Raw genomic sequence first — 13,284 nt, forward strand, 5'->3', positions numbered from 1 at the left:
GAAGCAAGCGGGAGCAAGTGCACGCGCACTCCCCCTAACCTGGGAATCATGTCCGACGACAACGCACACTTCCGACGCCTCCCTCAGGCGATACAGCAATCGGTGACCTCGGGGCTCGATGCTGAGATCGAGGAGAGCTTTCGGCGCATCGACCGCGCGAAGCACGACCCTTCGGTTTCGGAGGCGGATGTGCGAGCGATGGAGAACGACATCGTGACCGCCGGTGAGCTGCGCCGACGTCTGACCGGCGAGTAGTGCGATGAGAGCGCAACAGGCGATGATCTCGCAGCCGCATCGGTGCTGATGCTGGGTCTTGCATCGTGCGCGCCCGAGAGCGGCGCCTCAGACGAGCGCACCGCGTCGCCCTCGTCGTCTCGCGAGTCGGAACCGTCGCAGAAGCCGAGTTCGGAGCCCGCGCCGACGGAGGAGCCCGCGCCTGAGACCGAGCCGGCTCCCGTCGTGATTCCGGAATGCGAGCAGCTCGTTCCCATCGATGTGGTGCATGAGAAGCTGGGACCGGCGTTCGTCTTCACGCCGGATTCGGGGCCGTTCCGCGACATGCTGCTTGGAGCAGTGGGCCCGTCGGCGCAGGAAGCGATCTCGCGGGCCGAGCAGACGTCGTTCTGCTCGTGGGGCATACCGCAGTCCGATGGCCTGAATCTGCTGATGGTCGCCGAACTGCCTGCTGATGCCCGAGATGCGTTCCTGGTGGAACTCCGCGCCTCCGAGTTCGTCGAGACCGAAACTGCAGGATCGCCCACGTTCGTATGGGAAGACGAGCCGGGTCTCTCGCAACGATTCCTCTGGTACGGGTTCACCGGTGACCTGCTGGTCATCTCGGTCGGCGCAAGCGCCGACGGCGGGGTCGGCGTGCCCGCGCTCGCGTCGCTCCAGGCCGCGACCTAGAAGATCGACCAGCCGGTGCGCGACGTGAGCTCGTCGAGCGCCGCCATCCCGATGAGCGAGTTGCCGGAGGAGTCGAGGCCGGGACCCCACACGCAGATCGAGCACACATCGGGAACGATGGCGAGAATGCCGCCGCCGACGCCCGATTTCCCGGGAAGGCCGACGCGATAGGCGAACTCGCCTGCAGCGTCGTAGAACCCCGAGGTGAGCATGACGGCGTTCACGCGCTTCGTCTGGTTCCCGCTGAGCAGGTGACGGCCATCGGCGCTCTCGCCGCGTCGAGCGAGGAACGCCCCAGCCGCAGCGAGGTCCGTGCAGCTCATCGCGATCGAGCACTGACGCACGTACCGGTCGAGCACCGCGTCCACATCGTTGATCAGGTTGCCGAAGCTCCGCAGCAGGTGCGAGATCGAGGAGTTGCGATCGGCGTGCGCGAGTTCGGACGCGGCCGTGAGCGCGTCGATCGAGATGTCGGGGTTGCCCGATTCCGTGCGCACGAAATCGAGCACGGGATCCTCCGCGTCCGGCGTCAGTGACAGCAGGTGATCGGCGACGACGAGAGCGCCCGCGTTCATGAAGGGGTTGCGCGGAATACCGCGCTTGTACTCGAGCTGCGCCAACGAGTTGAATGCCGCGCCGGAGGGCTCGCGGTCCACCCGCTGCCAGATCTCGTCGCCGTCTCCCGCCATCACCAGCGCGAGCGAGAAGACCTTCGAGATGCTCTGGATGGAGAACTCGACGTCGGCATCGCCCGACGAGACCTGGGTGCCATCGGTCATCATCACGGAGATGCCGAAGTGATCGGGGTTCACCGCGGCGAGACGGGGGATGTAGTCAGCGACGCTGCCCGAGCCGATGAGTGGTCGGACGGCCTCGTGCACATCCTCGACGAGTTCTTGGAGATCGATCGTCATCGGCGTCACTCAGGCCGTGGCGAAGCGATCGGTGGCGCGCACGAGCGCGTCGACGATGCCCGGCTCGCTCGCGGCATGACCCGCGTCGGGAATCATCTCGAACCGCGCTTCGGGCCACGCGCGGTGGAGATCCCAGGCTGTCTCCGGCGGGGTGCACGCGTCGTAGCGGCCCTGCACGATCACACCCGGGATGCCCGCGAGCCTCGCTGCGGCGTCTCGGATCAGCTGCCCCTCATCGAGCCACCCGGCGTTCGAGAAGTAGTGGTTCTCGATCCGCGCGAAGGCGACGGCGCTGGCCGCGTCCTCGCGCACCTTCGCGATGCCCGCGAGGTCGGGGATGAGCCGGATGGTCGAGTTCTCCCACACGGTCCAGGCGAGGCCGGCCGGCACGTGCACCGCAGGGTCCTCGTCGAACAGGCGCCGGTGGTATGCCGCAACCAGATCACCGCGCTCCGCCTCAGGGATCACCGAGAGGTACTCCTCCCACACGTCGGGGAAGAGATGCGACGCGCCGTCCTGGTAGAACCAACGGATTTCGCTCTTCCGCAGTGTGAAGATGCCGCGCAGCACGAGTTCGGTCACCCGCTCCGCGTGGGTCTGGGCGTAGGCGAGCGCGAGCGTCGAGCCCCAGGATCCGCCGAATACCTGCCACTGCTCGATGTCGAGCGACTCCCGCAGCCGTTCGATGTCGGCGACGAGATGCCAGGTGGTGTTCGATGAGAGATCGGCGTCGGGCGCGCTCGCGTGCGGCACGCTGCGGCCGCACCCGCGCTGGTCGAACAGCACGATCCGATAGCGTTCCGGATCGAAGTACCGGCGATGATCCGGAGCGCACCCTCCGCCGGGCCCTCCGTGCAGGAAGACGACCGGCTTGCCATCCGGATTCCCGCAGGTCTCCCAGTACACGGAGTGCCCGTCCCCGACATCGAGCATGCCGTGAGCGTAGGGCTCGATGGTCGGGTACAGTTCGCGCAGCGATTCGGTCATACCCCCACCCTAACGAGCAACGGTCGCGCTCGAAGTCGCATCCGGCATCCCGACTCCAGTGGGCTCCGGCGCCTCGGTCAGCTGGCTTTCGCCTGCCGGCTCTCGCGCTCGGCGGCCTGCCGCTGCTTCCGCAGCTCCTTCTCGTGCACCGGCCACGTCCCGGCGGCGCGCTGCGCCTCGACGTAGTCGTGCGCCTCCTGCTGCCGCTCCGCTTCGATCCCCGTCGCGATCTCCGCGCGCAGCAGTTCGGGGGTGAGGCCGAACGGCTCGACGAGGTCGAGCGCATGCGGGCGCAGTCGGCTGATGAGCCGATCCACGTAGGCCGCGACGGATTCTGCGCGGTGGGGAGAGATACGCCCGGCCGTGAGGTACCAGGCGGCGTTTCGCTCGATGATCCCGAGACCGAACAGATCTCGCAGCCATGTCAGCACCTGTCGAGATCCCGCGTCGGCGATCTTCTCGAGCGCGTCGGTGAAGGCCTCCCACTGCAGCAGCTCACCGTGGGCGCGCGCCGCCTCGATGAGCTTGTACTGCTGCGCGTTGAAGGCGTTCTCGCTGGCGACGGCTCGGGCTCGGCCGTCTTCCTTCGGAATGCCCTTCGTCGCGTCGCGCAGAGCGAGCGCGATGTCGCCGACCATCGTCTGCACCCGATCAGCGAGCAGCTCTCGCTGCGCTTCCGGCGAGCGCATGCTCTCGATCGAGCGGGCGATCTGCCCGAAATCCGCGATGCTCTGCCCGACTCGGCGCAGCCCGAACCGGCTCACGCGATCACCGATCTGATTCACGGCAGCGCGGGTGAGCGTCGCACGGTCGGCGTTCTTGAACTGGGCGGCGTAGTCGCTGAGCAATCGCTTGCCGACCAGTTGCAGCAGCACGTTGTTGTCGCCCTCGAATGTCACGTAGATGTCGAGATCGGCGCGGAGGCCGACGATGCGGTTCTTCGCAATGAAGCCGGCGCCGCCGCAAGCCTCGCGCGCCTCTTGCAGTGTGTCGAGTGCGGCCCAGGTCGACAGCGGCTTGAACGCAGCCGCGAGCGTCTCGAGGTCCTCGCGATTCTCATCCGTGTCTTTCGCTCCTGAGAAGACCTCGTCGAAGACGGTCAGGAGGCGCTCGTCAGCGAACTGCATCGCGTACGTCTGCGCGAGGCGAGGAATCAGGCGCCGTTGGTGCAGACCGTAGTCGAGCAGCACCGTCTCACGCCCGGAGGCGCCGGGGAACTGCCGTCGCTCGCTGCCGTAGCGGATGGCGATGCCGAGAGCCGCCTGCATCGCGCGCACGGCCGACCCGTCGAGCGAGACGCGGCCCTGCACGAGCGTGCCGATCATCGTGAAGAAGCGACGCCCCGGGCTCTCGATCTCGGACGAGTAGGTGCCGTCCGGCGCGACATCGCCGTACCGGTTGAGGAGGTTCTCGCGCGGCACGCGCACGTGGGTGAAGTGCAGGCGGCCGTTGTCGATCCCGTTCAGCCCGCCCTTGACCCCGTCGTCCTCGCTGCCGACGCCGGGCAGCATCTCCCCGTCGGGGGTGCGGATCGGCACGTAGAACGCGTGCACGCCGTGATTCACCCCGAGGGTGATGAGCTGGGCGAAGACCACCGCTGCCCGTCCGTGCAGCGCCGCGTTGCCGAGGTAGTCCTTCCACGCACCCGCGAACGGCGTGTGGATCTCGAACTCCTCCGTCGTGGCATCGTAGGTCGCGGTCGTGCCGATCGAAGCGACATCGGATCCGTGGCCGATCTCGGTCATCGCGAACGCGCCAGGGGTCTGCAGATTGATGACGTCGGGGAGCCACTGCTCGTGATGCTTGGCGGTGCCGAGATGCAGGATCGCAGCGCCGAAGAGCCCCCATTGCACGCCGCTCTTGATCTGCAGCGAAGGATCCGCGAGCACGAGCTCCTGGAATGCAGCGATGTTGCCCCCGTGGTTATCGCTCCCGCCGACGGCGGTGGGGAACGCGCGCTGGATGGCTCCGGCCTCGACGAGAATGCTCAGCTGCTCGAGGGCTCGCTCACGATGGTCGTCCATCGACTGCCCGGGAACGGTGTGCAGCCTCGGATCGGCTGCGAGCTTGCGCGACTCCAGTCGCTCCGTCTTCCATTTGCCGAGCAGCGCGTCGCTCACGGCTGCGGTGTCGATTCGGGGGTGGGACGACGAGCTGCGTTCGGCCATCGGAACTCCTTCGAGATGACAGGCGGGACGGCCCTGCTTGGCGAGCCCCGTTGATGCTGTCAGCCTAAAGTCGACCTCTGAGACTGCCAAGCGGAGCGGGTCGCACACACAAACTGAGACGGGCCACGGCCCCGCCACCCTTGTGCACACCCTCCAAACTCGACGGAACTCAGCTGGCGATATCGTCAATCGCCGATGAGCGCAGTCCGGCGTGATGCAGGGCAGCGCGACGCGCACGAGCGGTCAGCGCAGGAACCGCTTTCCGAATCCCGGCTCCACCTCTCCGAAGAACGACGCCCCGACATCCACCTCGTCGAGCATCTCTCTCGTGCGCGCCTGGCGCGTCGGGGGAATCACGAGCACGACGCTCCCCGTCTTGCCCGCGCGCGCGGTGCGACCCGCACGGTGCAGATACACTTTCGCGTCCTCTGGCGGATCGGCCTGCACCACGAGATCGACGTCGTCGACGTGGAGCCCTCTCGCGGCGACATCGGTGGCGACGAGCACGGACGCCTTGCCCGACGTGAACTTCGCGAGGTTGAGCTCTCGGCGCGCTTGGCTCAGGTTGCCGTGGAGCGCTGTCACCTTGAGCCCGGCCGTGGAGAGCATCTCAGCGACCTGCTCTGCGTACGCACGAGTGCGGCAGAAGACGATGGTGCGACCGTGCGCCGACGCGAGTTCGGTGATGACCTCGTCCTTGTGCGCCCGTCGCACCACGAACACCCGGTGCTCCACCGGCATCGCCGCCGCCTCCTCGGCTTCATGGACGGCGGGATCGTCGAGGAACTCGGCGACGAGCGCCGACACCGAGGCGTCGAGGGTCGCCGAGAACAGCAGCCGCTGACCGCCGCGAGCCGTCTGACGCAGAACGCCCTGCACGGGCTCCAGAAAGCCGAGGTCGCACATGTGGTCCGCCTCATCGATGACCGAGACGAGCACCTCCCGCAGGTCGAGACGCCGGCGGGTGACGAGATCCTCCACCCGACCCGGGGTTCCGATCACGATGTCGACGCCGCGCTGCAGCGCGTGGATCTGCGGGTCCACCGGCACGCCGCCGACGAGCTGAGCGGTGTAGAAGCCGACGGAACGCGCGAGCGGCTGCACCGTGCGATCGATCTGGAGCGCGAGCTCGCGCGTCGGGGCGAGGATCAGCGCCTTCGGCTTTCTGGTGGCGAGACGCGTGTCGCGCACGCCGCGCTGCTTCTTCGCCGCGGACGGCTTCGGGTCCGACGCGAAGGCGCCCTGAGCTTTCAGCCGCAGAAGACGCTCGACCAGTGCAGCGCCGAAGGCGATCGTCTTGCCCGACCCGGTTCGGGCACGGCCGAGCACGTCACGACCGTCGATCGCGTCGGGAATCGTCGCCGCCTGAATGGGAAACGGCCGATCCGCCCCGAGCTCGCCGAGGACCCGGACGAGATTGCCGCCGAGCCCGAGATCACCGAAGGCGAGACCGGCCACATCGGCTGCTGTGGTGCGTCGAGCGTCAAGACGTTGCGCCGGAACGGCACTCCTGGGCTGAACGGGCGACGACGCTGCGCGCTCCTTCGTCGGCCCGGGCGCGTCCTTCTCGGCTCGCTTGGCGCGCTCCACGGGTGCGACTCCAGGCTCGGTCCGGCGTCCACGATGCCCGCCGGCTCCCTTCGGTTTCCGGTTGGGATCGTAGTTGGCGGGCGGCTTGAAGCCGCCGCGTCGCTTCTGCGCCATGGTTAGCGGGTCTCCCCCGGGTCGGTGCGCGGGCGGGGATCCCGATCGTCGGTCTCGGTGGCGTCACTGGAGGGATCCGCTTCGTCGACCTCCTGCGTCGCCTGCCACATGAGCTGCTCCCAGTCGAGCTCTCCCGTGATCGGGGGCGCCGGTTCGCTCGGCTCCACGTCCGTCTCGATCTCCGCCTCCGCCTCGACCTCGTCGTCGGAGCCTGTCGCTACGTCCGAAACGGGTGACGCGTCGGTGAGGCTCTCGACCGCCGGATCGCGAGCGGCGTCGGCCGCGAAGAGCCGGCTCACGGGGGGAACGACGGGCGCGGGGTGCGAGGAGGACGCGTGATCCGTCCCGTCGACCGCTCTGAGATCGGTCAGCGGGTTGTCATCCCCGGTGAAGCCGAGTCGATCCAGATCGAGCGACATCTGCTGCGTGGACGGCCCCATCGGCTCGTTCACGGTCGCCGGCTCGATGGTGACCGGAGCGTCTTCGGAATCGGACGGGGTCTCCTCAGAGAGATCTGCGGTGCGTCCCGCTGCATGTTCGGCAGCGGGCACTGCCTCGGGCAGGAGTCCCGTCGACTCTGCGATTCCGTGGGCGGGGGTCTCGTCAGGCACGACCAGCGCCTGCTCCGGGTACGCGGTGTCGCTGTCGCGCGATACCGCGGGAACCGGCTCGGGCGGGGCGATGACGGGATCGATGCCCGGCGCCGATGTCGCGTCGTCGTCGGCGGCAGGCTCGACGTCGAGGGCGTCTTCGACGCGACCCTCACCGTGGTCGGCATGCGACGTGTGTGCGGCAACGCCTCCGGTCGCCGCGCCCGCACCGGTCACCGCAGCCGCACCGGCCGCCGCACCGGCACCGGCCGCTCCACCCGCACCAGCGAGCGCCGCAGCCGGGACGGGGCCGAGCGCCGGGCCTCGACGGCGATTCGACGGGCCGCCGCGACGGGGCCCGCGCTCGCGGCGGCGTTCCACGAGGTAGTAGAGCGTCGGGAGCACGACGAGCGTCAACACGGTCGAGGAGAGCAGACCGCCGATCACCACGACCGCGAGCGGCTGGGAGATGAAGCCGCCCTTTCCGGTGATGCCGAGCGCCATCGGGGTGAGCGCGAGGATCGTGGCGAGCGCGGTCATCACGATCGGGCGGAGTCGCTGCAGGGATCCGTGCAGCACGGCATCGCGGAGGGCGTCTCCGCGCATTCGATACTGATTCACGAGGTCGATGAGCACGATCGCGTTCGTCACGACGATGCCGATGAGCATGAGCACACCGATCAGCGACGCGACGCCCAGCGGGATGCCGGTGACGATGAGCAGCAGGATGGCCCCCGTCGCAGCGAAGGGTACGGAGATCAGGAGCAGCAGCGGTTGCAGCAGGCTGCGGAAGGTCGCGACCATCACCACGTACACGATGAGGATGGCGGCCAGCAGCGCGAGTCCGAGCTGCTGGAAGGCATCGGCCTGCTGCGAGAGCACGCCTCCGACGCTCGCGCTCGCACCCGCGGGAAGTTCGAGGGGCTCGAGCGCGGCAGTGACCTCGGCGCTCGCCGTGCCGAGGTCGTCGCCCTTCGGCAACGCCGATACTGTGACGGATCGCACGCCGTCCTCCGTGCGCACGGTCACCGGCCCGTCCGCGACCTCCACGAGGGCGAGGCTGCTCAGCGGCTGCGGGCCGGCCGCGGTCTGGATCGTGAGCGCGGCGACGCCTGTCGGGTCCGTCGGCGCCACAGCGTTGGCGAGGTACACCGAAACGGTGTCGGCGTCCATCGTGATCGTACCGATCTGAGCGGGCTGCATCTGCTGCGCGACCTGGCCGGCGACGCCCGCCTCGGTGAGGCCGGCCTGCGCCGCGAGCGTGCGGTCGACCGCGATGCGGAGGAACTCGCGCGATGCACCCAGGTCGCTCTCGACCTGCTGCAGACTGCTCTCGTCCTGCAGTGCGGCGACGACTGCGTCACTCGCTTCGGCCAGGGTCTCCTGATCCGGGGCCGTGACGTCGACCTCGATCGCACTGGACGAGGTCACGCCTCCTCCTGACTGCCCCAGCGAGAACTCCCCGGCGCCCTCGAGCTGGTCCACGGCGGCGCGGATGTCGTCTTGCACGCGAGCCTGGTCGGCGTCCGGGTCAGTCGTGATCGCGTAGTTCACGGCGCCATCGCCGCCGCCGCCGCCGAACAGCGCTCCGGCTCCGCCTGCGCTGCCGATCGTCACCTGCACGCTCTCGATCTCGGAGACCTCGTTCAACGCCTGCTCGACGTCCTCCGCCTGCGCGAGCTGCGCCTCGAGACTGGTGCCTGGCGCGAGGTTCTGCACGAGACCGACCGAGTTCTGCTCGTCGGATCCGAGGAAGCTCGTCTTCATGAACGGGCTCGCGGCGAGCGTCCCGGCGAACACGACGACCGCGATGAGCAGCGTGATCGCCGGGCGACGCAGGGTCCACTCGATGATGGGTCGGTACCGGCGCTGCAACGCCGTCGGGTGCGCATCGATCTCCGCACCGGAGCTGCGCGGCTGCTCGTCCGCGACGGCGCCCGCGCCGGTGTCGACGCCGCTCCCGGCGGTGACGAACCCGCGTCGACGCCGCGACGGGCCCGTGCGCAGGAACCAGTAGGCGAGCACCGGCACGATCGTGAGCGACACGAGCAACGACGCGACCAGAGCGATCGTCACCGTGAATGCGAACGGCCGGAAGAGCTCACCCACCATCCCAGCGACGAAGGCCATCGGCAGGAAGACGGCGACGGTCGTCACGGTCGACGCCGTGATCGCTCCAGCCACCTCTCGCACGGCGCCGATGATCACCGCCGACCGCTCCCCTCCATCGGCGAGGTGGCGCTTGATGTTCTCGATCACGACGATCGAATCGTCGACGACGCGACCGATCGAGATCGTCAAGGCGCCCAGCGTGAGCAGGTTGAGCGTGTAATCGGCGAAGTTCAGGCCGACGAAGGTGAGCAGCACCGAGGTCGGAATCGAGATCGCCGTCACGAGCGTCGCTCGGATCGACATCAGGAAGACGAGGATCACGAGCACCGCGAAGACGAGCCCCAGCAGGCCTTCTGTGGTGAGCGTCTCGATCGACTGCTCGACGTACGGCGCCTGATCGAAGATCACGGTCAGCTTCGCGCCGCCGAGCTGATCCTGCAGCTCATCGAGCTTCTCCTGCACGGCGTGCGAGACGTCCACCGTGTTCGCCGCAGAGGTCTTCGTGACGCCGATCGTCAGCGCCGGCGCGCCGTCCACTCGCGAGATGCTCTGCTCCGGCCCGGGCTCGAGACGGACGTCGGCGACCGCGCCGATCGTCACCGGCGCGGCGGGCGCCGCTGCCTCGCCGTCGAGCTGACCGGGGGATTGCGGAGCCTGCTGCTGCGCAGCCAGCTGCTCGGCGCCCAGCGCGATGGGGAGCGCGGCGATCTCATCGGCCGATTCGAGCTCGGTGCCCGCTTGCACGGCGAGGGTTCGATCCCCCTCGGTCACCGATCCTGCGGCGATCAGCACGCCGCTCTGCTGCAGCGTGTCGGTGATGGACTGCGGGCTCAGACCCTGTGCCGCGAGGGCTTCGAGATTCGGCTGGATCGTGACCCGCTCGGGTCGTGCGCCGCTCAGCTGCGCGTCGCGAACGCCGTCGAGGTCTGAGAGGTCGGGGATCGCGGTGCGCTCGACCAGTGCCGCGGTCGACTGCAGGTCCTCCCCTTCGGCGGGAGTCACCGCGATCTGGATCACGGGGAAGTCATCGATGGTGCCGGAGAGCACTTGCGTGTCCGCGGCTTCCGGGAGCACCTGGGAGATGCGGCTGATCGCCCGCTCGACCTTCTGCTCCGTCGAGGCGAGATCGACGCCATAGGTGAATTCTGCGAGCACCGTAGACGTTCCCGTGCTCGACGTCGCCGAAGAGGTCTCGAGCTGCGGCACTCCGCGCAAGGCGGTCTCGATCGGCATCGAGACGTCGTTGTTGACGACCTCAGGAGAAGCGCCCGGGTAGCTCGTCACCACCGCGATGGTCGGGAACTGCACCGACGGCATGAGTTCTTGCTTGAGCGATCCGGCTCCGATCACCCCGAACACGGCTGCGACGATCGTGACGAGCGCGATCAGCGCGCGGTTCTTGAGGCTCAGCGCCGTAAGGAGGTGCATGGGCTTGATTATCCCATGCAGCACCCGCTCCCGATGCGGCACCGGTGTGGCCTCTCCCGCGCCGGAGGGGAGATAATACTGGAATGCCGCAGCCCCGCACCCGCCGAACGCTCGGTGCCGTATCCCCCGTCGACTTCCAGCGCCTCGCCGAATTGAGACGCATGCAGGCCATCGCCGTCGGCCTGCTCATCGCGATGGCGGTGCTCTTCGTGGTCTCATTCATCTTGCAGTCGCGCTTCCCCGGTTGGGGCTTCGTCCGCGCCGCGAGCGAAGGAGGAATGGTCGGCGCCCTTGCCGATTGGTTCGCCGTCACCGCACTGTTCCGGCATCCGCTCGGGATCAAGATCCCGCACACCAATCTCATCTCGCAGAAGAAGGACGACATCGGCGAGGGGCTCGGCTCCTTCGTCGAGGAGAACTTCCTCGCCGAGGACGTCGTGCACGACAAGCTCTCCCAGATCAGCGGAGCGCGGCGGGCCGGTGAATGGCTCGTGGAACGTCAGAACGCCGAGCGGGTGAGCGCCATGGTGGCGACTGCGAGCCTCGGCGCGCTCGCGGTGCTCGATGACGACGATGTGCAGGAGCTTCTCGAGGTGCTCGTGCGTCGCCACGTCATCGATCCCGAATGGAGCCCGCTGCTCGGGCGAGCGGCGGAATCGTTCGTCGCCGGGGGCCACCACGAGGCGCTGCTCGACATCGCCGCCGAGCGCCTCGAAGGGTGGCTCGTGGAGCATCCGGACGCGTTCGACCGCGTCGTGTCGTCGCGGCTGCCGTCGTGGATGCCGGGCATCGTCGACCGGTTCGTCGACCACCGTCTGCACACCGAGGCCGTTCGCTTCGTGCAGAGCGTCGCCGTCGAGCGCGATCATCCCTTCCGCATCGCCATGAGCAAGTTCCTGTCCGACCTCGCGGGAGACCTGCAGTCGCAGGAGCGCTTGCAGGGGCAGCTCGAAGCGTTCAAGCACGGTGTCTTCGACAGCCCGCGCATCAGGGCGCTCGCGCAGAGCACGTGGCAGACCGCTCGCGCCGCCATCGTCGAGATGCTCGAAGACGCCGAGAGCGATCTCCGCACTCGCATGGTGCGCGCTGCGCAGGATTTCGGGCTCAAGCTGCAGGAGGATGCGACGCTGCAGTACAAGATCGACGTCTGGGTGATGGAAGTCGTCGAGCGTCTCGTGCGCACGTACCGGCACGACCTCGCCAACGTCATCTCAGAGACCGTGCAGCGGTGGGATGCACGGGAGGCGGCGGAGAAGATCGAGCTCCAGGTCGGCAAGGATCTGCAGTTCATCCGCATCAACGGCACCGTGGTCGGCTCGCTCGCCGGCCTCGCCATCTACGCGATGGCGACCCTCGTGATCGCGCCCCTGGCCGGCATCTCCCACTAGCCGCCGGCCGGATCGCGGACGCGACGCACGCGCCCCCGCACGCCCGGTCTCCCCGGCAGCGGGAGGGATCGCCTCACTCGTAGGCGATCGGGAGCAGGAGGTCCTGCACGCGATCCGCGGCGGCAGTGTGGTCGGCGCGCGTCGCGATCGCGCATCGCGTCTCCCGGCAGTCGAGGCCTTCTCCCGACGCTTCGGGCATGGTGAGCGTCACCGAGAAGTCGCCCGCGGTTGCATCCGCGTACCGGTGCGTCGCGAAATTGCGCCAGGCCCAGTCGTTCGTCACCCATGCGCTCGTCAGCTGGGAGTCGTCCACGTCACCGGTCTCGGCGCCCTCCGGTATCCCTCCGAGGCAGGGTCCTGGTTTCTCACCGGTCACCTCGGGAATCGCGCAGACCGCGACGTATATGCCGATACCGGCATCGAAGCCGGAGCCCTCGATCCGGATCGCTTCACCCGGCTTCACCGCGTCGAGCTTCGCCGGCCCGTTCTCGTCGAAGGCGCTCAGAGTTCTCACTCGCCCATCCGCGCCACGCGCGGACGTCTCGGGCACGATGTCCGCGGGAATCTCCTGACCGGAGCCCCCTGCACTGCGATGGAGCAGGATGGGCGCGGTCACGGCGACGACTGCGACCAGCACCAGAGCGGCCACGATCAGGAGCGCGACGAGCACGATTCTGGAGGGGCGGACGCGCGTCGAAGACATGTCCACATGCTAACGCGCTGCATTCGTCGCGCAGGTTCATCATGCTAGAATCTGCACCATACGTCTATGAACTGGTATCTGCCTCGGGGATCACATCTCGCGGGGCCCGACTGTGTAAGGGGGTCACGCATGGGGCGCGGCCGTCAGAAGGCAAAGCACACCAAGGTCGCCAGGGAGCTGAAGTATTTCAGCCCCGACACGAACTACTCTGCGCTGCAACAGGAACTCTCAGCGGCTGAGGCTGCAGAGGCGTCTCGAGTGCGAGAGGAAGACCCTTGGGCGGAATATGCCAGTAAGTACAACGCGGACGATGACGACGAGGATTGATTCTCGGTTCGCACAGCGCGCTTTGGCTTGACGAGTAAGGGCCCCTCCGGCAGGAGG

10 protein-coding genes are annotated in these 13,284 nt (G+C 68.1%); 4 read left to right on the forward strand and 6 right to left on the reverse strand.

Annotated elements, in window-relative coordinates; genetic code table 11:
• Positions 1-48: 48 nt before the first annotated feature.
• The gene (locus ABFX18_RS12195; RefSeq protein WP_346058457.1) at positions 49-255 is read left to right on the forward strand and encodes a hypothetical protein; all 207 of its coding nucleotides are present in this window, start codon (positions 49-51) and stop codon (positions 253-255) included.
• A gap of 48 nt (positions 256-303) precedes the next feature.
• Positions 304-906, forward strand: a complete 603-nt coding sequence (locus ABFX18_RS12200) for a hypothetical protein (RefSeq protein WP_346058458.1) — start codon at positions 304-306, stop codon at positions 904-906.
• Here ABFX18_RS12200 and ABFX18_RS12205 read toward each other — a convergent pair.
• The 5 genes from ABFX18_RS12205 to ABFX18_RS12225 form a co-directional block, all read right to left on the reverse strand.
• Positions 903-1,820, reverse strand: coding sequence for a glutaminase (locus tag ABFX18_RS12205; RefSeq protein ID WP_200329907.1), 918 nt, complete (start codon positions 1,818-1,820; stop codon positions 903-905). The genes ABFX18_RS12200 and ABFX18_RS12205 overlap by 4 nt on opposite strands.
• A gap of 9 nt (positions 1,821-1,829) precedes the next feature.
• Positions 1,830-2,807: a prolyl aminopeptidase gene (gene pip, locus ABFX18_RS12210; protein WP_346058459.1), complete on the reverse strand. Its 978-nt coding sequence runs from the start codon at positions 2,805-2,807 to the stop codon at positions 1,830-1,832.
• 77 nt (positions 2,808-2,884) lie between these two features.
• The gene (locus ABFX18_RS12215; protein ID WP_346058460.1) at positions 2,885-4,975 is read right to left on the reverse strand and encodes an acyl-CoA dehydrogenase family protein; all 2,091 of its coding nucleotides are present in this window, start codon (positions 4,973-4,975) and stop codon (positions 2,885-2,887) included.
• Between the two features lie 243 nt (positions 4,976-5,218).
• The gene (locus tag ABFX18_RS12220; RefSeq protein WP_346058461.1) at positions 5,219-6,679 is read right to left on the reverse strand and encodes a DEAD/DEAH box helicase; all 1,461 of its coding nucleotides are present in this window, start codon (positions 6,677-6,679) and stop codon (positions 5,219-5,221) included.
• Between the two features lie 2 nt (positions 6,680-6,681).
• Positions 6,682-10,809, reverse strand: a complete 4,128-nt coding sequence (locus ABFX18_RS12225) for an efflux RND transporter permease subunit (RefSeq protein ID WP_346058462.1) — start codon at positions 10,807-10,809, stop codon at positions 6,682-6,684.
• A gap of 83 nt (positions 10,810-10,892) precedes the next feature.
• Here ABFX18_RS12225 and ABFX18_RS12230 point away from each other — a divergent pair, with 83 nt between their 5' ends.
• Positions 10,893-12,197, forward strand: coding sequence for a DUF445 domain-containing protein (locus tag ABFX18_RS12230; protein ID WP_090146964.1), 1,305 nt, complete (start codon positions 10,893-10,895; stop codon positions 12,195-12,197).
• A 73-nt stretch (positions 12,198-12,270) separates the two neighbouring features.
• Here ABFX18_RS12230 and ABFX18_RS12235 read toward each other — a convergent pair whose 3' ends face one another.
• Positions 12,271-12,900, reverse strand: a complete 630-nt coding sequence (locus ABFX18_RS12235; protein WP_346058463.1) for a hypothetical protein — start codon at positions 12,898-12,900, stop codon at positions 12,271-12,273.
• 129 nt (positions 12,901-13,029) lie between these two features.
• Between ABFX18_RS12235 and ABFX18_RS12240 the strand changes: the two genes are divergently transcribed.
• On the forward strand, positions 13,030-13,227 hold the full coding sequence (locus ABFX18_RS12240; protein WP_090146959.1) for a DUF3073 domain-containing protein: 198 nt from the start codon (positions 13,030-13,032) through the stop codon (positions 13,225-13,227).
• Positions 13,228-13,284 lie beyond the last annotated feature (57 nt).

This window comes from Leucobacter alluvii (genome assembly GCF_039530485.1).
Classification (GTDB): Bacteria; Actinomycetota; Actinomycetes; order Actinomycetales; family Microbacteriaceae; genus Leucobacter; species Leucobacter alluvii.

What these genes read in the sequence shown, in the direction of transcription:
- ABFX18_RS12195 (WP_346058457.1), top strand. Translation starts at nt 49, where the DNA reads ATGTCCGACGACAACGCACACTTCCGACGCCTCCCTCAGGCGATACAG.
- ABFX18_RS12200 (WP_346058458.1), top strand. Translation starts at nt 304, where the DNA reads ATGCTGGGTCTTGCATCGTGCGCGCCCGAGAGCGGCGCCTCAGACGAG.
- ABFX18_RS12205 (WP_200329907.1), bottom strand. Translation starts at nt 1,820, where the DNA reads ATGACGATCGATCTCCAAGAACTCGTCGAGGATGTGCACGAGGCCGTC.
- pip (WP_346058459.1), bottom strand. Translation starts at nt 2,807, where the DNA reads ATGACCGAATCGCTGCGCGAACTGTACCCGACCATCGAGCCCTACGCT.
- ABFX18_RS12215 (WP_346058460.1), bottom strand. Translation starts at nt 4,975, where the DNA reads ATGGCCGAACGCAGCTCGTCGTCCCACCCCCGAATCGACACCGCAGCC.
- ABFX18_RS12220 (WP_346058461.1), bottom strand. Translation starts at nt 6,679, where the DNA reads ATGGCGCAGAAGCGACGCGGCGGCTTCAAGCCGCCCGCCAACTACGAT.
- ABFX18_RS12225 (WP_346058462.1), bottom strand. Translation starts at nt 10,809, where the DNA reads ATGCACCTCCTTACGGCGCTGAGCCTCAAGAACCGCGCGCTGATCGCG.
- ABFX18_RS12230 (WP_090146964.1), top strand. Translation starts at nt 10,893, where the DNA reads ATGCCGCAGCCCCGCACCCGCCGAACGCTCGGTGCCGTATCCCCCGTC.
- ABFX18_RS12235 (WP_346058463.1), bottom strand. Translation starts at nt 12,900, where the DNA reads ATGTCTTCGACGCGCGTCCGCCCCTCCAGAATCGTGCTCGTCGCGCTC.
- ABFX18_RS12240 (WP_090146959.1), top strand. Translation starts at nt 13,030, where the DNA reads ATGGGGCGCGGCCGTCAGAAGGCAAAGCACACCAAGGTCGCCAGGGAG.